This is a genomic window from Synergistes jonesii (assembly GCF_000712295.1).
GTDB classification, from domain to species: Bacteria; Synergistota; Synergistia; order Synergistales; family Synergistaceae; genus Synergistes; species Synergistes jonesii.
This window is the reverse complement of record NZ_JMKI01000037.1, coordinates 1-20,551: the sequence shown is the minus strand read 5'-3', so window position 1 is coordinate 20,551 and position 20,551 is coordinate 1. Positions and strand designations below refer to the sequence as shown.

At 57.8% G+C, this 20,551-nt stretch carries 21 protein-coding genes; all 21 read left to right on the top strand.

From position 1 onward, the window contains the following. Positions 1–17 precede the first annotated feature (17 nt). The 21 genes from EH55_RS09005 to gpJ all read left to right on the top strand — a co-directional run bounded on the left by EH55_RS09005 (position 18) and on the right by gpJ (position 20,551). The gene (locus EH55_RS09005; RefSeq protein ID WP_051682787.1) at positions 18–1,424 is read left to right on the top strand and encodes a phage portal protein; all 1,407 of its coding nucleotides are present in this window, start codon (positions 18–20) and stop codon (positions 1,422–1,424) included. 2 nt (positions 1,425–1,426) lie between these two features. Beyond that, on the top strand, positions 1,427–2,863 hold the full coding sequence (locus EH55_RS14230) for a phage minor capsid protein (protein WP_051682786.1): 1,437 nt from the start codon (positions 1,427–1,429) through the stop codon (positions 2,861–2,863). Positions 2,864–2,875: 12 nt separating this feature from the next. Then, positions 2,876–3,079, top strand: a complete 204-nt coding sequence (locus EH55_RS08995; protein ID WP_037976973.1) for a hypothetical protein — start codon at positions 2,876–2,878, stop codon at positions 3,077–3,079. A 127-nt stretch (positions 3,080–3,206) separates the two neighbouring features. Then, complete coding sequence (locus EH55_RS08990) at positions 3,207–3,599, top strand: hypothetical protein (RefSeq protein WP_141730530.1); 393 nt, start codon at positions 3,207–3,209, stop codon at positions 3,597–3,599. Further along, complete coding sequence (locus tag EH55_RS08985) at positions 3,596–3,823, top strand: hypothetical protein (protein WP_037976968.1); 228 nt, start codon at positions 3,596–3,598, stop codon at positions 3,821–3,823. Before EH55_RS08990 ends, EH55_RS08985 begins: the two co-directional genes overlap by 4 nt. 66 nt (positions 3,824–3,889) lie before the next feature. Then, positions 3,890–4,492, top strand: coding sequence for a capsid assembly scaffolding protein Gp46 family protein (locus EH55_RS13520; RefSeq protein WP_051682785.1), 603 nt, complete (start codon positions 3,890–3,892; stop codon positions 4,490–4,492). Positions 4,493–4,516: 24 nt separating this feature from the next. Beyond that, positions 4,517–4,918: a hypothetical protein gene (locus EH55_RS08975; RefSeq protein WP_037976966.1), complete on the top strand. Its 402-nt coding sequence runs from the start codon at positions 4,517–4,519 to the stop codon at positions 4,916–4,918. Positions 4,919–4,937: 19 nt separating this feature from the next. Continuing rightward, positions 4,938–5,987: a major capsid protein gene (locus tag EH55_RS08970; RefSeq protein ID WP_037976964.1), complete on the top strand. Its 1,050-nt coding sequence runs from the start codon at positions 4,938–4,940 to the stop codon at positions 5,985–5,987. Positions 5,988–6,179: 192 nt separating this feature from the next. Beyond that, positions 6,180–6,545 (top strand): hypothetical protein, encoded by a 366-nt coding sequence (locus EH55_RS08965; protein ID WP_037976962.1) that lies wholly within the window; start codon positions 6,180–6,182, stop codon positions 6,543–6,545. Then, complete coding sequence (locus EH55_RS08960) at positions 6,533–6,883, top strand: hypothetical protein (RefSeq protein WP_037976959.1); 351 nt, start codon at positions 6,533–6,535, stop codon at positions 6,881–6,883. The genes EH55_RS08965 and EH55_RS08960 overlap by 13 nt, the downstream gene beginning before the upstream one ends. Further along, on the top strand, positions 6,876–7,445 hold the full coding sequence (locus EH55_RS08955; RefSeq protein ID WP_037976957.1) for a hypothetical protein: 570 nt from the start codon (positions 6,876–6,878) through the stop codon (positions 7,443–7,445). Before EH55_RS08960 ends, EH55_RS08955 begins: the two co-directional genes overlap by 8 nt. After that, the gene (locus EH55_RS08950) at positions 7,442–7,813 is read left to right on the top strand and encodes a minor capsid protein (protein WP_037976956.1); all 372 of its coding nucleotides are present in this window, start codon (positions 7,442–7,444) and stop codon (positions 7,811–7,813) included. The genes EH55_RS08955 and EH55_RS08950 overlap by 4 nt, the downstream gene beginning before the upstream one ends. A gap of 2 nt (positions 7,814–7,815) precedes the next feature. Further along, positions 7,816–8,373 (top strand): hypothetical protein, encoded by a 558-nt coding sequence (locus tag EH55_RS08945; RefSeq protein WP_037976953.1) that lies wholly within the window; start codon positions 7,816–7,818, stop codon positions 8,371–8,373. 6 nt (positions 8,374–8,379) lie between these two features. Continuing rightward, a complete protein-coding gene (locus EH55_RS08940) occupies positions 8,380–8,676 on the top strand; it encodes a hypothetical protein (RefSeq protein ID WP_037976951.1) in 297 nt (98 codons plus the stop codon). Positions 8,677–8,684: 8 nt separating this feature from the next. After that, a complete protein-coding gene (locus EH55_RS08935) occupies positions 8,685–8,915 on the top strand; it encodes a hypothetical protein (RefSeq protein ID WP_141730529.1) in 231 nt (76 codons plus the stop codon). A 56-nt stretch (positions 8,916–8,971) separates the two neighbouring features. Then, positions 8,972–12,064, top strand: a complete 3,093-nt coding sequence (locus EH55_RS08930) for a hypothetical protein (protein WP_037976947.1) — start codon at positions 8,972–8,974, stop codon at positions 12,062–12,064. A gap of 2 nt (positions 12,065–12,066) precedes the next feature. Beyond that, positions 12,067–12,405, top strand: a complete 339-nt coding sequence (locus EH55_RS08925) for a phage tail protein (RefSeq protein WP_037976946.1) — start codon at positions 12,067–12,069, stop codon at positions 12,403–12,405. After that, complete coding sequence (locus EH55_RS08920) at positions 12,402–13,136, top strand: phage minor tail protein L (RefSeq protein WP_037976943.1); 735 nt, start codon at positions 12,402–12,404, stop codon at positions 13,134–13,136. The genes EH55_RS08925 and EH55_RS08920 overlap by 4 nt, the downstream gene beginning before the upstream one ends. A 1-nt stretch (position 13,137) precedes the next feature. After that, positions 13,138–13,845, top strand: a complete 708-nt coding sequence (locus EH55_RS08915; RefSeq protein WP_037976940.1) for an NlpC/P60 family protein — start codon at positions 13,138–13,140, stop codon at positions 13,843–13,845. After that, positions 13,838–14,431, top strand: coding sequence for a tail assembly protein (locus tag EH55_RS08910; RefSeq protein WP_070110147.1), 594 nt, complete (start codon positions 13,838–13,840; stop codon positions 14,429–14,431). Before EH55_RS08915 ends, EH55_RS08910 begins: the two co-directional genes overlap by 8 nt. Further along, entirely contained in the window at positions 14,432–20,551 is a 6,120-nt protein-coding gene (gene gpJ / locus EH55_RS08905; protein WP_037976939.1) for a TipJ family phage tail tip protein, read from the top strand.

The following is a 20,551-nucleotide window of genomic DNA, read 5'->3' as shown; positions in this document are numbered from 1 at the left end:
GCAGGAGGCGTTGAGAAATGCTAACAAATTTAGATTTTTTAGGGAATGGGCGTCTGTGGCCGCCGAAGAGCGAACGCAAAAGATTGCAGCGCTATCGAGATAACCGGCTCCTGTTCCAGGGCGAGCATCACGAAGTGTTCAAAGAGATATGGCAGAGGCTTTTCCGCGTCGAGTGGCAGCTTTCGGTCGAGATAGTCCTTAACTGGCCGAAACGCCTAAGCACACTTTGGGCCGACTTGCTGATAGGCGAGCGCCCGTCGCTGTCGGATTCCAAGGATAAAGAAAACGGCTCCGTCTATTTCGAAGGGCTTGCCGACAAGATAAATTTATGGAAGTCGGCATATATAGCCGCAATAGATACGTCGCGCTACGGGGATTCTGTGTTCAAGGTGCGCCGGGACGATAAAGGCAACGTAAAAATATCCGTTATCCCGCCTGAATTCTGGTTCCCCATAGTTTCTCCGACAGACGCGAAAGAAATAACGCACCATGTTATAGCATGGCCGAGCCTGAAGGACTATGAAAATCCGCTTAATACAGACGGCACTCTGCATGTTGAAGTTCATACGCCGGAAGCGATAGGGTACCGCGAATATAAGCTGCCCCCGCACGGCGGCACGCTCGGCGCGCCCATAGCCGAGTCGATGGAGGAGAACACGGCGGGGCGCATGCTCATCGTACACTGCCCGGGGCTCGAAACGTCCGATACAGTATACGGCATGGACGACTACGACGATTTGACGAGCGTTATGCAGGAGCTTGAAGTCCGCTTCGCGCAGGTCGCGAAAGTGCTCGACAAACACGGAGACCCCAAGATGTACGGCCCGTCGAGCGTGTTGGTGAAGGACGAAATGACGGGCAAGCTTAAGGCGGACGTCGGCGACTATTGGCCGGTCGACGATGAAGAGTCGCCCCCTGGATATATCGTCTGGAACGCCCAGCTTGAACATTCGTTCACACAAATAAAGGGGCTTATGGAACAGTTCTATATGTTATCGGAGACGTCGCCGGCGGTTTTTGGCAAAATCGAAAGCGGGCTTGCGGAATCGGGTTCGGCTCTCAAGCGCCTTTTCATGGCGCCGCTCGCCAAAGTCAACCGCGTGCGTATGAATTTCGACCCCGCGCTGCGCGAGGTGCTTACGATCGCAGCCATACTTGACGGCAAAGACGAAAATTCTATCGTCCCTGTTATAGGCTGGAAGGACGGGCTGCCCGACGACGAAGCGGAGCAGGTCAACATGGCGTCTACTGCTGTATCGGCCGGTATATCGTCTAAGCGCAGTGCGATGAAACGCGCGTTTGGGCTTGACGATGAACAGACCGACGAAGAAATGAGGCAGATAGAGGCGGAGTCTAAGGCGGAGATGCTCGACTCGCCCGACGCGCCCCTTGACGACGGCGGCGATGATAACGGCGATGAATAGCCATGTGCGCAAAGAAAAGGAAAGGGCTTTCAGACGCTGACAAAGCGGCCGCGCGTCTTGTAGCGTTGTACGAAAAGGCGGAACGGGATATTGCCGCGCGTATAACGCGGACTATGGCCGCCACTGACGGCGACAAAAACAAGCTCACTATCCGCGCGCTCGAGCAGCAGCATAAAGCGATAAAGAAGATTTTAAAACAGCTGCTTGCCAAGACGAAAAAACCGGTAAACGAAATAGTGAACAACACCTTCAACGGAGGGCTCGCCGTAGCACGCAAAGAGCTCAAGGGCGCCGGTATGACCGACATAGTGCTTGAAATGGGCGGCATCAACACAAGGACAATGAAAGTCTATTCCGAACAGGTCTATAACCGCATGGCGGACGTAGTGCAGCAGGCGAACAGGACAACGTCCGATATTTATCAGGCGTTGAAGATGAATACTGCGCTCACGGGCGCAATCGGCGGGTACGACGCAATCGGCAACGTGCGCCGGAACATGCAGAAGGTATCGGAAGACGCCGGTATCACGGCGTTTATCGACAAGCGCGGGCGCTCGTGGAATATGGCGAGTTACACCGACATGCTCTGCCGTACGTCCTCGATGCAGATATTCCATCAGGCTAAAACGAACGAGTATCTCGCGCACGGTGAAGACCTTGTCATCGTGTCGAGCCATTACCCCACCTGCGATAAGTGCGCGCCGTGGAACGGCAAGGTTCTGTCGCTCACCGGCGAAACCCCGGGATACCCGACGATGGAAGAGGCGAAGGCGGCGGGGCTGTTTCACCCGAACTGCCGGCACACCTACGGGCTGTATATCCCAGACGACGGCGCGGGCAACAACCAGCAGCCAGAGTTCAACAACAGCACGAGTGCAGAGTTCGCGGAGTCGCTGAAGACAGCAAAAGGCAACGTAGAAGCGCTCAAACCTGAAATTGCATGGCGAGTAGCGGCCCACACTAAGGAAGAATTCGAAGGCGATTATCCGGGCGCCGCGCTGCACGTTACAGAGGGCGGCAGTACTGTTGCCATTACTGCGGATGGGGATATAATAAGCGTATGCAAAAACCCGTCTGACAGAGTGCGTGGCAGCGACCTTTTGAAACTGGCGGTTGACAACGGCGGTGTGAAGCTGGACAGTTACAGCGGAAACCACGAGTTTTATATCAACAATGGCTTTGAGCCGGTAAGCTGGTGCAGATGGAGTGACGATTACGCATCGGACGACTGGAAAAGGGCAAATAACATTAAAGACGGAGACAACAGTTGGAGGCAAAAGAGCAACGCAGAATTACACGTGAAGAAAGAAAATATTATTTTCTATAAGTATACAGGTAAAAAGAGCAAATATCTCGAACCAGGAGACTTTGAAAACGCAGTGCCCGCCGCTAAAGATTATGACGCGGCAAAAGCCGAAAGGGACAAGTCGATAGAATAGGAGGTGTGAAGGATGCCCGGAACGAGGGAATTTCCCACACTTGAAAAATATACGGCAGAGACTATAGATTCTTTTAAGGCTATGTGGCCTAAGCTGAGCGATGATGAAGTCAACGCCTACTTTGCGACAGAAGAGGCCACGTCCCTTATCAAGCGTAGGTTTGATAATGGCAGCGACCCTTACGCCGCTGGCTACTGCCTTGCCATGATGTACTGAGGTTAACAAGTTCTATTTTGCCAACGGCTTTGAGCCGGAAACAAAAGAAAACGACAAATAGTAACTCATATTTTTACAAGCCGTCCCTAAAGGGGCGGCTTTTTTCATGCCGAAAGGAGGCGAGCGAGTGCAAAGCCTTAAAGAAATATGCGAAGAATGGGCGCCGAGGTTGGGGCTTGCCCATTGGGAGATAGCCGTCCGCTGGGCGGATGAAAAGGACCTTGAAGAAATGACGCCGTGGGCTGAATCCGACGTAAAATTCAAGCCTTGCGCCGAAAAGGCGGTGATACGGGTAAAAAGAGAGGGAGATTACAAGCAGCTCGACAGGAGCGAGCGGCACGACGTGGAAGCTATTGTCGTTCACGAACTGCTCCATCTCGTTTTTTCCCACTTCACCTACGGCGAGGACGACGGCATAAAAGACAGTTTGTTCGATATAGGAATAGACAGAATCGCCAAATGTCTGGTGAAGCTGAAGAACTGCCCGTGCGGCGATGGCAAAGGCGGTGAAAAACAATGAAGGTTTTTCGTGTGACCGTCACGCGCCCTGAGGAGCAAAACCAAGAAGACCCGTGGCGGCTTCGCAGAACTGCGACCGTGGTTGGGGAATCGTTTGACGCAGCTACGAAAAAGACCGTTGCGTATTACAACGACCTACACGACGTGGACGATTATTTCGTGTCCGAGGTCTATATCATGGCAAGCGACGCGGAGGGCGAGGGCGACGCGCTCATAATGGCTTAACAAGCGTTTCAGGCGATACAACAAATACGTTACCCGCAACGGTAAGCGGGGGAAGGGAGCAACAAAATGTTCAAGTTCGACAAGGCAATACCAACGCGTTTTTTCATGGCGGACGGAGACGGCGGAGGGGCCCCCGACTCGTCGAAGGATTCCAACAAGACGCCGAAGGACGCGGGCAAGACCTTCACGCAGGACGACGTCGATAAAGCAGTCAAAGACAGACTCGAGCGTGAGCGGAAGAAGTACTCGGATTATGACGACCTGAAGAAGGCGAAAGAAGAGCTCGACGCGCTGAAAGCAGGGCAGTTGAGCGAGCTGGACAGGACGAAGGCGGATTTGGAAAAGGCGCAGGCGGCAGCAAAGGCGGCGGACGAGAAGGTCAAAGCGCTGGAACTGTCCGCGCTTAAGGCGAAGCTTGTAGCCGAAGCGGGCCTGCCGGCGGCGCTGGCGGACCGCGTCAATGGCGATGACGAAGAGGCGATAAAGGCGGATATTGAGACGCTCAAGCCCCTTGTCAAGTCAGCGGCGAAAGCTGTCGGCGGCGGCGGTACGCCTCCGATGGATAAGCCTGATTCGTCCGCCGGAGACTACGGGCGCAACCTCGCCAAGAGTATGTTCGACAGGTCGGAAGGCGCAAAGAAGGCATCGGAGAGCTTTTTTAAGCTATAGCAGAAGAAGAAAAGGAGATAAAATATGAAATTCATTCAGACTGAATACGGCAACGGTGCGGAAATCCTCATGTTCAAGGACCATTACGTATCTCTAAGCGCGGTGATGGACGACACGGGGATAACGGCGGGCGCGAACGGCAAAAAAATAGTGCCCAAGGGAACGCTGGTAGGCGGCGCAAGCGCGTCTGTATTCGCCGACCGCAGCCAGAAGCTTAGGGTTTCCGCGGATTCGGGAGGCTCGCTCAGCGGTCCCGCGGTAATCGACGGGCTGCTGCTGGAGGACGTAGACGTTACCTACGGACCTAAGACATGCGCGCTGCTTATTCACGGTTTCGTGAAGACGGACGCGCTGCCCGCAGCCCCTACGGCGGCGCAGAAGGCGGCGTTTGCCCCCGATGTGCAGATAAGCTTCATCGAACACTAATCAAGGAGGATTCTAAAATATGCCCAACACTATATTCGACATGTTCACGGCGCCCAACATCGTAGGCTACATCGAAGAGCAAGCCCCGACGATAGACGACCCTTATCTCGGAGCGGCGCTCTTCCCCAACAGGAAGAACGCGGGGCTCGACCTTTCGTGGCTCAAGCAGCATACGGGCGTAGCGGTGCAGCTCAAGGCTTCGTCTTTCGACGTCAAGGCCGAACTCCGCAACCGCGTCGGCATCGCTAAAATCGATACGGAAATGGCGTTCTTCAAGGAGGCCATGAGGATAGGTGAAAAAGACCGGCAGGATTTGCTTCGCGTAAACGAAGCATACGCCCAGCCCATCATCGCCCGCATCTTCGACGACATAGGCAATCTCGTGAAAGGCGTAGACGTGGCGGCTGAACGTATGCGTATGCAGCTGCTCGCCGACGGACAGATAAGCGTTACCCGCGACGGCGCGGACTATGAGTATGACTACCAGTTCCCCGTCGCGCACAAGGAGACGATCAGCGCGGCGGCTAACAAATGGAGCGCCACGGAGACGGCCGACCCGATAGCGGACATAGAACGCTGGCGCGACGTTATAATCGCCGACGGCGGCAGCGCCCCCAACCGCGCGGTCTGTAACAATACGGTTTGGAAGCATCTCCGCAATAACCTGAGTATCCGCAAGGCGATGAACCCCGTCGGCTATGCGAACATAAAGGTCAAGCCGGACGACGTGAGGCAGTATATATACGACGCGACAAAGGTGACGGTAGAGGTTTACGACAAGACGTATGCGCTGGAAGTAGGCGGGAGCGTCTATAAGTATTACCCCGACAACAAGTTTACGCTTATTCCAGACGGAGACCTCGGCAACACCTTCTACGGTACGACGCCGGAAGAAGCCGACCTGATGGGCGGAGTCTCCACGGATGCGCAGGTGTCGCTCATCAACACGGCGACGGCCGTCACCGTAACGCGTGAAAGCGACCCCGTTAACGTGAACACGAAAGTTTCGGCCGTATTGTTGCCGTCGCTTCCGTCGATAGGCAGTATCTTTATCGCCACAGTGGCATAAGCGGGCGGACGAAATGAAAACGAGAATAAGGGCCCAGACCTGCATCAACTGCTCGGCTGGGCTCTTGAAGCCTGGCTCTACAACAACCCTCCTCCCCGATGAAGCGGCGTTCCTTATTGAAGCGGGCGCCGCTTCTTTTATTGGAGATGTGCAGGAGCAAGACGCCGCGTGCGTAAAAGGAGATGATGCGCCATGTCCGCAACAGTCGACGGAGCAATCGCCTACCTTGGAGCAAGACTCGACGGAGAACTCTTCACCGAAGAAACGGCGGCCCGCCAAGAACAAGCCCTAAACAGCGCGCGTGACGCGCTTTCACCCTACCTGTCCGACATGGTGCAGGAGGCGTCCGACGCGGCGATATACGAACAGGCGTTATGGCTGCTCGGCTCGTTCGCCAACTTGCAGGCGAGCGGCGTCGCCTCGCACAGCCTTTCTGGTCTGAGCCATTCGTTCGACCTGAAGGGACGTCCCGCCGCCGTTGCTCCCGCCGCGTGGCGCATTATCAAGAACGGCGTAGACGGCAGGGGTAAGAGGGGGAAAACGGCATGGCTCTCGTAAGCGGATTTTTAAAGCAGAAATGCCAATGGACGCGGCGTCCTTCTGCGCCGGGAACCGGCGCAAGCGGCTATGACGCGTTCGGGCAGCCGACGCCCTCCGCAGCGGTGACGATACGTTGTCGCTGGGAGATGGAATCCGGATTTGTCGGCGGGCTGATGGGAGCGGGCGCAGGCAAAACATATAACAACCGCGTGATGCTTGACAGCCCTGTTTCTGAAGGGGATACGCTATTGTTCACCGACCCGAAGACGGACCGGCAAATCGGCGGCGAAGTACAGAGCGTGACAAGCATCGTCGACGTCGTAGGGCGCGAGCAGGGGCGCATCTGTTATGTCTAAGGGCTGCAAGATGAAATGGGAAGGCGACGCGGCGTTAGGGAAGATAGAGCGCGTCGCCCTCGAAGTGTTGTGGCTGGCCGGACAGGACATGGTGACGCAGGCGACGAACGAGGTCCCGCTCGATACCGGCACGCTGCGGCGTTCCGGCGTCGTGACCGTCGATTCGCCTCCGCAGGCGGCAACGGTTTTCGCCGAGGCCCAGAAGGGCAAGGGGAACAAAAGCAAGAGCGCGAAGGACAAGGAGTCGCCCGCACCGGCCGCAAAGAACGCGAAGCGTCCGTGCGTGGTCGTGAGCTATAACACGCCGTATGCCATCAAGTTGCATGAAACGCTTTGGACTCCGCGCAATTGGAAGTATAGCTCATGGAAGAGGTCTAAGCGCAAGGACGCTTTGTCGCGCTCTGTGAAGCTGGACGATAATGATGAAGTTCTCTACCTTGAGAAGATTCCCAAACCCGCGGTCGGGCGCAATAAGTGGCTTGAACGCGCTATCCCGAAAATCGGCGAACGTATGCGGAGCGGCGTTTATCTGCGCCGCGCGAAAAAGAAGGTGGGATTATGACTCTTGTTGAAGCAGTGCGACAGATGTTGATAGACGCTGGCTTGCAGCACGTCTATATCATCGACTGCCCCGAAACGGGCGCGGCTGTGCTGATCACTCCGTATGAGTCGATCCCCTATGACGGCGTGCCCGTCGGAGAGCAGCGTTTTCAGGTCTATTGCGCGGCTGCGACTTACCCTGCCTCCGAAGCGCTGGCATGGCAGGCTTTTCGCGCGATAGAAGACGGGGCGGTGCCTGAATGCGACCGCGAAGTGGTAGGTCTGGCGCGCGCCATACAGGAGCCGTTTTATCTGGACAAAGACGATTATGGGCGATACATTCACGAGTTTAACGCCGCGATAAGCGCGGTGTGGAAGGGAGAAAATTAAAGATGGCGAGAACAAAAAGTTATGAAATCGGCGCATGCCGCATTTTTTTCAAGCGCTCCGGCGTGGGGTCGGAGGTCGACCTCGGCTATACGTCGAACGGCGTCTCAATAAAAGTCACGGTCGAGACGCAGGAAATCGAAGTGGATCAGATCATTGAGCCCGTGGACGAAATAGTGACCAAGCGCGTTATAACGATAAGCGCGCCTCTCACGGATTTTTCCATGGCGAATATGCAGCTGGCCTTCCCTGGAGCCACTCTTGTGACGGACGCCGGCGACCCCAATAAACAGAAGTTAGTTATCAGCAGTGTCGCCGGCAGCAGCGTAAGGGACAACGAGGGAGAACTCCGCGTGCACCCCATCGACAAAGCTGCTTCGGACAAGAGCAAAGACTTCTTCTTCCCGTGCGCCGCGCCGCTTTCTACGGATATTGAAATTTCGTATACGAAAAACGGGCTTCGCACGCTGCCGATAGAGTTCAAAGCATATCCGAGCGAAGAGACCGCAACGGAGGGGCAGACTATCATCTACGGCGACCCCACGGCGACTATCGGAGGTTAATCGGAGATGCTTAATATCGACGAACTGCTCGGCGAAAGCAAAAAGATAGTCTTTGGCGGCACGGAGTACATAGTCAATGATCCGACGCTCGAAACTATCCTGCTCATCGACAAGATGATCGGCGAAGCGAAGGGCGAGACTGAGCAGCTTGAAGTTATGGGCAAAGCCATAAATATGATGATACCGGGCTTCGACATAACAAAGGTCCCCGTCCGCGCCTATGCGTCGATTTTCAATTACCTCATAGGCAACGACGAAAAAAACGCGCCGGCGGAGGCGAAGGAGGCGGAGATGCCGACATAGCCGATATAGTGGCGCAGATGTGTTTCGTCTACGGGTATCTGCCCGAAGAGATTCTTGCGATGAAATACAGACATTTCTTGATGCTTGCGCGGCGCATCGACGCGAACGAGCGCCGCAGGGCCGTTTATACGGCGCTTGCCTTCAACGAGCCCGGCGCGTTGTCAGAACAAGAGGGCTCTAAAGAAACGGTGAAAGATTTCAGCGTCGACGAACTGTTGGCGGACTGCAACGGAAAGTAATTTTTGTGAAGCGGCTCCTTTTGGGGCCGCTTTTGTAATGCGGCGGAGGTGGTCTAATGGCAGGGGACAGCCTGAGAGTAGCCCAGGTCTATACAGAATTTGAAACGAGAGGCCTCGGCGAAACAGAAAAAGGGATAAGAGCCCTGAAAAACACGCTCGGCGGCGTCCGCACTCTGCTTGCGGGCATCGTCGGCGGCATCGCGCTGAAGTCGGTGGCGAAGAGTTTCGTTGTCGCAGCGGCACGGGCTGAAGATTATCGAACTTCTATCCGCGCCGTCTCTTCAAGCATAGAGGAAGCCGATGCCACATTCCAGCGCGTGAAAAACTGGGCGGCGGTAAACCCGATAAATACCGATGAGGCGATAGGAGCCTTCGTAAGGCTCAGGACGGCCGCCGTACAAAATTCAGAGGAAGCGCTGCGCGCGATCGCTGACGTCGCTACCGCGATGCACAGGGATATGCGCGAAGTGGCGGCCGCCGTCGTAACTACGGAGGTCGAGCCGCTGCGCAATCTGGGCATCATGCTTGACCGCACGGGGAAAAAGGCGGTGCTGTCGTCGAACGGCATTCGTTTAGAGGTCAGCAAAGATATTAATTCTATCCGCGCTGGCATCATCGAGTTGATGACGAAATCGATGGGCGGCGCGATGGACAAAGCAAAGACCACATGGAGCGGCGCGCTCGCGACGATGGGCGGCATGTGGGCGAATTTCAAAACGGACATTATGGGAGAGGGCAAGGATTCGGGCCCGTTCCAGAAGATAAAGGACCAAATCAACGCTATCAATTCCGAATGGGAGAAATTCACAAAATCCGACAGCTATAAAGAGCTGATTGAGAATATCCAGTCGGGAATAGTCTACGGAATAGAACTTGCCGTCGATGGAGTGAAAAAGCTCGGAGAAGCGTTTAGGTTTGCTAAAGACCATGCGGCTGAGCTGAAGACGGCTGTAATTGCCTTCGCCACCTACCAGGGGGGGCTTGCGGTCGCGTCTATGTTATCTAAATTTAACGCACAGCTTACCTTAGGAATGGCGCTTATTCCAGGAGCCACGTCATTAGTTTCTAAAATGGGCGCGGCTTATACGATGGCGTCGATTAAAATCGCTACGGCCGGCACAACGATGGGAGTTTTCAAAGCAGCGATATTAGGCGCGACGGCGGCGTTCAAAACGTTTTTGGCAACGATAGGCCCCGTAGGCTGGGCTACGCTCGCAGTGGCTGCCGGATACTGGTTTAATCTGCGCAATGAAATGAAAGAGACGGCGCGACTCGCAAAAATAGCAGACGATGCCGTCGCTAAGGTAAACAAAACATTTGCCACGGCGGACGCAAGCACAATAAAACGTCAACTTGAATATGTCCGCAAGGAACTGATTTTAGTATCGCAGGCCGCAATCAAGACGCAGGAAGAAATGCTAAAACTCTCTACTGTGAAATTCATGTTCAAAGAAGGCGTTCTCGGCGGCGTGGGCGGTGCGGTCAGTGCGATTACTAAGAGTGGGCTTAGAGAAAATAATGACCTGCTGACGAAGCTCAAGGCGGAGGAAGCGGAGTTACAAAGGCTCTACGAGGCGGCGGTATCGGTTGAAGGCGGCGGCAATGGGAACAAGATTCCTGCCGCTAATACCGATAAATCCAAATCTGGCAAAGGCAAATCCGCCGCCGAAAAGCTCGTTGAAAGCATTCGCGACCAAATCAAATATCTCAACGCGGACGGCGAATCGTTCCTGCCTGTTTTAGACGCATGGCTGTCGAAAACGAAGGTGCTTTCCGACGACTGGAAGGCGCTGAAGGATTTATACAACGAAATAACGGACGCGGCGGAGGCTAATAACCCGTTCGCGCCCGATAAGGTGCTCGAACGTCTGAAAGAAACAAAGGAACGCATGGCATCGCTGCGCGAAGAATCTGAACGGCTCAAGCAGGCTTTCTATGATACTTTTTCGTGGCAGCATGATATGGGGCTTATCTCAGATGCCGAGCACGTGGAGAAACTGCGCGAGAATTTTGAACGCCTGAAAGAAGAGTATATATCCACAGGCGCGGCGATAGAGAATTATCAGCTTTGGCCGCAGGAACTGAAAGACGCTTACAGCGCCCTTCATCATGGCATCGCGAGCGAAGCGCAGCCGGCTATTGAAATGCTGAACAAGCGCTTCCAGGAAGGGGTGCTGACGTTCGGCGAGTACCGCGAGGCTCTAAACGCGCTGTTAGTCCAGTATGGGGCGACGCCGCTGCTGGCAAAGCAGATAGCCGAGCAAATCAAAGCGGCTGAATCGTCGACGCTGAGTTTTAGAGATTCAATCCGCGCAATGCTCACCGACGCGCAAAAGTCTTTTGAAGGGCTGGCGTCCGCCGTCATAGGCGGTGTGGTCGACAGCTTCGCGCGCGCGATAGCCTATAGCGAAAACCTCGGCGACGCGCTGAAAAAGCTGGGGCAGGACATCGTCTACACCGTCACGAAAATGCTCCTGCTGCAACAGATAAGCAGCTGGTTTGGCGTTGGTGGCGGCAGCGGCAGCACTGCCTCTTTGTATCCGAATAGCGGCATGTGGATAGGAGCCATACGCGGGCAAGGCTTCGGATTCCATTCCGGCGGAGTGGTCGGCAGCGGCGGCACACCGGTGACGATTTTGCCCAAGTACCACGCCGGCGGCGTGGTGGGTGGAAATTGGCGCATCAAACCTGACGAAGAGGTCGCGCTGCTGCGCAAGAATGAAGTGGTGCTGACGGAAGCAGACGCCGATAGGCTACGGGCCGGCGGCGTGCTGGGCCCGGAAGGCGAAGTGAAGGGCGATTCCGTTGCCGACAGGCTGAAAGCGGCGTTTGCGAAGCTTGTCTTTCCGGAGGGGCTGCCCAAGTACCACGCCGGCGGCGTGGTGGGCGGGATTGCAACTCCTCTGCGCGCCGACCTCGCAGCGTTGAGCGGTGTTTCTGCATCGCGGGCAGGCGACGTGTCGTTCGGCAACACGGTGTTCGCGCCAAGCATAATTGTGCATGTGACAAACAATAACAGCGGCGGCGGCGAAATGAGTGACAAACAGGCGCAGCAGTTGGGAGAGGGTGTCAGGGACATGGTCGACGCCCGTTTCATGGAAAACATGTATCAGTTCCAGCGCTCAGGCGCATACCGGTCGAGGTGGTAATCATGAGCGATGTTTTTACCCCGGCGCGTCGTCCTACGACGTCGGAGGAGACGATAAAGTCGCGCTACCAAGAAAACGAGTTCGGCGACGGGTACGAGCAGAATATCAGGCTCGGGTTGAATGATAAGTATTCCGAATTGTCGCTGACATGGGAGACAATGAACCCGTCCGAGGGCGCGGCGCTGCTGACGTTCTTCCGCGCGCATATGGAAGCCTCTTTCGAGTGGCGCTATATGCCGTTTCAACCGGTCAGAAAATGGCGCGTCGTCGGAGACCCGAGCAGCTCTGCGGAAAAAGGGCTGTTCAAAGTGCAGGTCACTCTCCGTGAGGTATTCATATGACGACTATCGTTCAGGAAGCGCAGTCGCCTGCGCCGAGCCCGTTCATATCGCTTTATATCCTCGACGCCTCCGTTATCGGCGGGGGCATCTTGCGTTGGGCGAGCAGCGCAGAAGCAGACGGAGGCAACATCAGATATGAGGGTGTCGAATACCCCCCGCTCAACTTCGCGGTCGAGGGCTTTGCCTGGGACGGAGACACCCCGCCGCGCCCGAAAATCACGGCGAGTATAGCAAGCGACGGGGGGCTCCCAAGCCGCTTCCTTGATTTGGCCATAGGCTTTCGCGGAGGTCAGGGCGCACTGCTCTACCGTATACGCACATTCGCGCGCTTTTTGGACGGACACGAGGACGCGGGCACAGGGATAGAGTTCCCGCGCGATTTGTTCATCGTAGACCGCATTTTGGCGCTGACGAAAAGCTCTATCCAGTGGGAGCTAATATCCCCGCTGGATCTGCCGCATTGCAGCCTGCCGAGCCGTCAGGCGCTGCGCGATTCGTGCCCGTGGATATACCGGCACTGGAACGCCGACAGCGGGCAATTCGAATACGTCCCCGCCGGCTCGCAGGGCTGCCCTTATACGGGGGAAGCCTATTTCACAAAGAACGGGGAAGTTACCGTGGTCGCGGCGAACGACGTATGCGGCCGCCGCTTATCCGACTGCGTGCTGCGCTACGGCAGCGAGCCGCTGCCTTACGGCGGCTTTCCTGGGCTGAAACGGGGGAATATCTGACATGGAGCTTACGGCAGAACTTAAGATTCATATGAAGGCGCACGCGGCGGAAGTGTATCCATTCGAGGCGTGCGGCATCGTTGCGGGCGGCGTGTATGTGCCGCTCGCCAATACGGCTTGCGACTGCCGTAACGATTTCACGCTGCCCGCGCGAACTTTTTTAGATTACGAAGTGCAGGCGGTTTTCCACTCACACCCCGACGCGCCGGACGCGCCTACCGAATCGGATATGAAAAGCCAGATAGACACGGCTGTACCGTGGATACTCTGCTCCGCCGGCGAAGAGGGCGCAAGCGAGCCCTATATGTGGGGCGGCGGTTATATTCCGCCGCTGGTAAGGCGCGAGTTCCGCCACGGGCCTTCGGGGACGGACGGCAAGGGCGACTGCTACGCGCTGATAAAAGACTGGTACAAGTTGGAACGAGACATAGAACTGCCCGAGTTCCCGCGCTCCGATGAATGGTGGAAGAGCGGCGGGCATCTATACGCTGAGAATTTCGCGGCCGCGGGCTTTCACGCGGTAACCGGACAAGAGCGAGAGATTGGAGACGTGGCCTTCATGGCCATCAACTGCAACGAGATGAACCACGCGGCGGTATACATCGGCGGCGGAATGTTCTTGCAGCATTTGGCGCGCCGGCTCTCGCGCCGCGACCCTGCGCCGATGTGGGCGAAAATGATACGAATGTGGGTGAGGCGCGATGCTTAGGAAGGTTTGCCTCCACGGCTATTTGGCCGAGAAGTTCGGCGAAGTTTTCGAACTGGATGTGCAGACTCCGGCCGAAGCGGTGCGGGCGCTGTCCGTGCAGTTGAAGGGCTTCGCCTCTTCCGTGCGCGGCGGCGAATTTTTCGTGCTGCGCGATAAGGAGAAACTTGAAGAGGTCGAGCTGCTTATGACGATGGGCGGTGCCAGCGAACTGCACATCGTGCCGGTCGCGAACGGCAGCAAAAACAACGGCGTGCTGAAAGTGGTGCTCGGCGTCGTGCTGATAGGCGTCAGTTTCGCAGTCGCCGGCTGGAGCATGGCGGGAATGAGCAACGTCGTATTCGGAAGCGTCACGGCCGGGCACATGCTCGCGATGGGCGCGGGCATGCTCCTAAACGGGCTGGGGCAGCTGCTTTCGCCGACTCCTACGATAGACAGCAACGAGAGCCCGGATTCAAGGCCGAGTTATCTCTTCTCCGGAGCACAAAACCTTGAAGAAGAGGGCAACGTCATTCCGCTGGTGTACGGCGCGCCGTGGGCCGGCTCGCTGGTCGCTTCCTGCGGCTTCGACACGCAGGAGGTGAACTAAATGGGCAGTTCTTCTTCGGGTTACCGCGCGCCGGTCGAAGCGCCGAACACGCTACAGTCGATGCAGGAGGTCACTATCGTCGAGGCTATATCCGAGGGCCCCATCGTAGGACTGTACACCGGCGACGAAAAGAGCATCGCGCTGAATAAAAACCCGCTCAAGACGCCGGAAGGCGCGTTCACATATCAGAATGTGAGCTGGGATATTCGGCTCGGGCTGCCAGACCAGGAGCCGTTCGCGGACGTCGCCGGCACCGAATCAGAAACCGGCGTCGGCGTAGAAGTCACGAAATACTTCCCGCGCGCGTCGGGCAGCGGCTCGGGCGCCGTGACCCGTACCATCACGAACCCAAACGTGACGCACGTCCGCGTCACGCTCGGCGTGCAGGGGCTTTATCGGCAGATATTGGACGACGAAGACCGCAGCGGCGACACAGAAGGCGAAACGGTGAGCTATCGCGTCACCGTCAAGGACAAGGACAACAACGTCGTCGTGCGCGATGACCAGAGCCGCACCGACAAGACTATGTCGCAGGCCCAGTGGTCGATAAAATATGCCCTCTCGGGCGGCGCTCCGTGGACGGTGACGGTGACGAAGCTTCACGACGACAATGAGAAGTCGAACATTAAGAACGACCTCTATTGGAGCAGCTATACGGAAATCATCAACCGGAAGATGATATACCCGCACACGGCGCTGATGATGGTGCGAGGCAACGCCGAGACTTTCGGCAGCTCGATACCGTCGAGGGCGTACCGCGTGAAGGGCCTCATCGTCGAGGTGCCGGGCAACTACGACCCTGCGACGCGGACATATAGCGGCATCTGGGACGGTACATTCCAAAACGCATGGACGGACAACCCCGCGTGGATTTTGCGCGACCTGATCGAGAGCGACAGATACGGGCTCAAGAAGTTTTTCCCGCCGCGCTGGATAAACCCGCTGATGGACAAGTGGACGCTCTACGAGATAGCCAAAATCTGCGACGAGAGCGTCGACGACGGCTTCGGGGGCACGGAGCCGCGTTACACTTTCAACGGACAGATAATGGGCGCCGGCGAGGCGCGCGAGGTCGTGCAGTCTATCGCCTCCGTATTCCACGGTATGACCTATTGGGGGAGCGCGCTGATGTACGCGACGTGCGACTATCCTACCGACCCGCTGCGGACGCTCAACCAGAGCACGATAAACGACGGTACGTTGTCCTATTCCACCGGCAGCGCGCGGGAGATACACAGCGTCGCGTTGGTCACGTGGTACGACCCCGACAACTACGGCGAAGCGACTATTGAGACCGTCGTCGATTGGGACAAATACCAGCGTTACGGCAAGAGCGAGGTCAAGGTCACCGCCTACGGCTGCTACAGCCGCGGGCAGGCGTACCGCCACGGGCTGTGGACGCTGCTGACGGAAGACGAACAGTGGCAGTGCACGCTTGAGCAGGGGCTCGAAGGCTATGACCTGATGCCGGGCACGGTGATAAAAATCGCCGACCCGAACATAATGGGTATCCGCTACTCCGGTCGGGCCGTGAACATCGGAGTGGATTCCGTTACGCTCGACGCGCCGGTGAGCCTTACAGTCGGCGAAACGTACACGCTGTACATCGTGGCCGACGACGGCACGGAGGAGTCGCGGGAGATAACGAGCCGCGGGACTTCCAACGTCGTCAACGTTTCCGCGCCCTTTTCGAAGACGTTCTCCGACAATCCGGCGTGGAGCATCAGCGGCACGGACGCGGCCCCGCGTGAATTCGCGGTGCGCTCGCTCAAGGAAAAGCAGGACGGACGCGTCGAGGTCTCGCTGCGCGAGGTCAATTCCGGCAAGTATCTCCAGCTTGAAAGCGGGATAGTACTCAAGCGCCCGCCGGTGCGCATAAAGAGCCCGCACGGCTATATTGCGGCTCCTACGGGGCTGGAAGTATATGCCAACACCTATTTCGACAACGGCACGCCGAGGCAGCGGCTAACTTTCTCATGGTCGGCTTCCGGCGATTCGGACGCCGCGCTGTACGAAGCGTGTTACAAGACCCCGTCCGGCTCGTGGAACAATTTTGCGGCGCAGCGGACGTCGTCGGTAGACATTCCGGCCGCCGTGCCCGGAGAATGGCTTTTCCGCGTGCGCGCCTGTTCGTTGGACGGGCGCTATTCGGAGTGGGCCGAAAAAAGCTATACGCTCGGCGGGATAGCGCTTATCCCGAAGGCTCCGGTAAATCTCAGGGCGACGGGCGGCTTCCGTTGCGCGACGGTCGCATGGGACATGCCCGACGACCCGCTCATCGGCTACTTCGAGGTGCTGATGGCATCGAGCGAAGACGTCGCTGATGCCGCCGTCGTAGGCAAGATATACGGCGCGAGCTTCGACGTCTACGGGCTCGGCGTGCTCGATACACGCTGGTTTTGGGTACGTTCCGTATCCTACGCGGACAACGGGATATACAGCGACACAGTAGGTCCCGTATCGGCCACGACGAACGCGCTGCAAGCCTCCGACCTTCCCGACGGCACGATACAGGAGTCGCATCTTGCGTCGGCGTTGCAGACGGAGATAGCGAAAATCCCCGACATCGAGGTAGACATATCGGAGATAGTAGACGACGTGGCTGCGCGCGAGGCGCGGATAAGAAGCGACGTAAACACGATAAAAGAGGGCTTGCAGGGCGACATCGCGCTCGTAGAGCAGAAAACCGACGCCACGGCGCAGGAGCTGAGCGACCTATCCGACGCAACGGATACTGCCGTATCCCGTCTGTCTGGCGACATCAGCGCGGCGGCGCAACAGGCGGCCGCGAACGTCGAAGCGGCGAAGGCGCTGCTGCGCGGCGAGTCCAGGAACCTCACAGACGAAATGATGGAACAGCTCGACGCGCTGTCCGAAGCCGTGATAGGCACATTAAGCATGGTCAAAGACGTGGGCGACCGTCTATCCGACGCCGGCGTATACGTAGACCCGGACAACGGAGAAGTGCGCATCTACGGGCTCGACGTGCTGCGGCGAGAAACAGACCTGCGCATCTCCAACGCCGAAATAATGCTCGACGCGCAAGCCGCGAAAATCTCGCAGAAAGTCACACTCGCGCAGGTAGACGAGCGCATCGCCGGCATGGCGTTCGACAACGTCGGACAACTGCTGCTCGAAGGCGTCAACGCGCGCATAGACGACGTATCGCAGGAACTGGACGCACAAAAAGTCGAGCTCAAAAGCAAAGCGTCGAGCGTTATCGTACAGGAACACACCGCGCGCATCGCGCAGGCGGAAGCCGACCTGCAGGGGCTCGACGCGGCCATAGCGCTCAAAGCCTCCCTCGTCGAACTCGACCTGGCCGTGGCGCGCATAGAGGCGGCCGAAGTGAAAATAGACGCGCAGAACGGCACCATAAGCGGCTTCGTCGGGCAGTACGCGGACGACTTCGACGCGCTCGCGGAAGGCGTCATACAGAACGCCTCCAACCAATTTGAGAACGACAAAGCGACCAGACAAGCCATCGCCTACGCCAAACAGGAACTCATCGGGCGGCTCAACATAGTCGACGGGCGACTCGAAGCCGAAGCGGCGTCGAGGCTCATACTCGAAGCGCAGATAAAAAACGCCGCCGCCTCGCTCATCTCCGAAAAAGAACTGCGCGCGCGGGAGGACGAAGCCATCGCCACGCTCGTAGACCGCGTGATAGTCGACGTCGATTCAAACCGCGCGGCGATAATCGAAGAAGCCGAGCTGCGGGCCGACAGAGACGAAGCCTATGGAAAAATGCACAACGCCATGATAGCGAGCGTAGACGACTCGGCCGGCGACGCGGATTTAGCCGCCCTCATATCCGGATTCAGGGGCGAGCAGTCCATACGCCGGCAGATGGCCGGATTTTACAGCGACCTTGATACGCGCGTAAAAGAAAACGAAATCGCCGAAGCGACGAAACGCGAAGCCCTCGTCGCCCAGATGAACGAAAACAAAGCGCTGATAGAAACCGAACAACTCGTCCGCGCGGCGGAAAACGAAGCGCTCGCCCTGCGCATAGACAACGCCTTCGTCGAAGTAGGCGACGCCAAAGCCGCTATAACCGAAGAGGCGCAGGCCCGCGCCGACCAATACGGCGCGCTCGCCACGCAGATCAGCGGCATAAGCGCCGGCTCCTCCATCGACAAGCAGGAATTGCTCGACGCGATAGCGGCCGAGTCGCAGGCGCGCATCGCGGCTATAGAGGCGGAAGCCGCCGCGCGCGGTACGGCCCTCACGGCCGAAGAGAACGCGCGCATCGCAGCCATACAGCAGGAGGCGGCCGACAGGTCTGCCGCGATAGACGAAGCGGTAGGCGAAGAAAGGCGTCAGCGCACGGCCGACGTAATGGAAGTGCGCGAAGCCAACAGCAAGGGGCTCGAAAGCTACGGCACGCTGCTCTCCTTCCAGATCGCCGACAGCCAAGAGGCGGCCGGCGAAGCGCTGATGGAAGCGCTGCTCAGCAACGAAAACGCGCTCAAAGAGCAGAAGAGGCGCCTCGCCGCGCATTATGAATACCTCGACTCGCGCGTGAACGAGCTGGGGGTCGCCCAAGCGGAAGACCGTGAAGCCCTGATAGTGATGATGGACGGCAACATCGCGGCGATAAAGCGCGAACAGTACGTGCTGGCGGACAAAAACGAGGCGCTTGCCAAAGACATACAGACTCTATTCGCCGAAGTGGGCGACGCCAATGCCGCGATAATCGCCGAACAAGAAGCGCGGGCCTCCGCGGACGCGGCCGCCGCGAGCAGAGTGGACACGCTCACCGCGACCGTCGGGAGCAATAAAAGCGAGGCTGCCGCCGCGATACAGTCCGAGGCTGACGCGCGCATAGCGGCGATAGAGGCGGAGGCCGCCGCGCGCGGTACGGCCCTCACGGCCGAAGAGAACGCGCGCATCGCAGCCATACAGACGGAAGCCACGGCCCGCCAACAGGCGATAGACAACGAAGCCGCGGCGCGTATAGCCGCCGTCCGCGAAGAACGGGAGGCGCGCGTAAGCGGCGACAACGCATTGTCGAGCCGCATAAACACGCTCGTCTCAGACGTAGGCGGCGCGATGTCCGCGATAACCGAAGAGGCGCAGACGCGGGCCGACAAAGACGAAGCGTACGGACGGCTGGGCACGGCGATGATAGCCGCGAGCGACGAAGATGCGGGCGAAGCGGCGCTCTACGCGGCGATGCTGGCCCACGACATCGGCCGGAAGCTGACCGAACAATTCGCGGTCTACTACAACACGCTGGACACGCGCATCAAGCAGGGGCTGCTTTCGGAGGCGCAGGCGCGCGAACTTATGGCGGCCAAACTGGCGGCGGCGCAGGCGGCGATAGAGACCGAGAAAATAGTGCGGGCCGATAGGGACGGCGCGCTGGCAAGCACCATCACCACCGTGCAGGCCAAGGTGACGACGGAAGAGACCGAACGCAAGGCGGCGATACAGGACGAGCGCACCGCGCGCGTAAACGCGGACAACGCACTCGCGAGCCGAGTGAGCACCGTAGAGGCCAAATCCGGCGGCAACGAAGCCGCGATACAGACGCTCTCCGAAGTCACTGCCGGCAAGCCCGACATCTACAATCAGGCGACCGCGCCGGCGGGCACGGTGGACAAGCCGCTGAAATTGGGCGACTTATGGATAAACCCCAACAACGAGATAAGCCGCTGGAACGGCGCCGCATGGGTCAAGTGCACCGACAAAGAGCTGACAGACTTCAAGGCGCAGGCGGCGGCCGCCACGTGGCTTAAAACGCAGGTATCGAGCGGCGGCAGAAAAGTCGTCGCGGGGCTCGGGCTTTTGGCTACCGCCGGCAACGGCTCGGAATTCGTCATATTGGCCGACAGATTCTACCTCGTGAAAGACAAAAACGGCGAGCTCGTGCAGCCCTTCGCGGTGGACGCCAGCGACCCGAACGACCCGAAAGTAGTCATCGAGGGCAACTTTTTCGTGCAGGCGCTGAAAAACGGCGGCTACGCCGATGCCACCGGCTGGATAATCGGCGACAAAATAGCCGCGCACAGCAAGATACAGTTAGGCGCGGGCGGCGAGTTCATCGCCGGCGGCGGAGCCAAATTCCAGATGGGCAACGGAGCGGTCTTCATCGACTCGGAGACGCGCAGATGA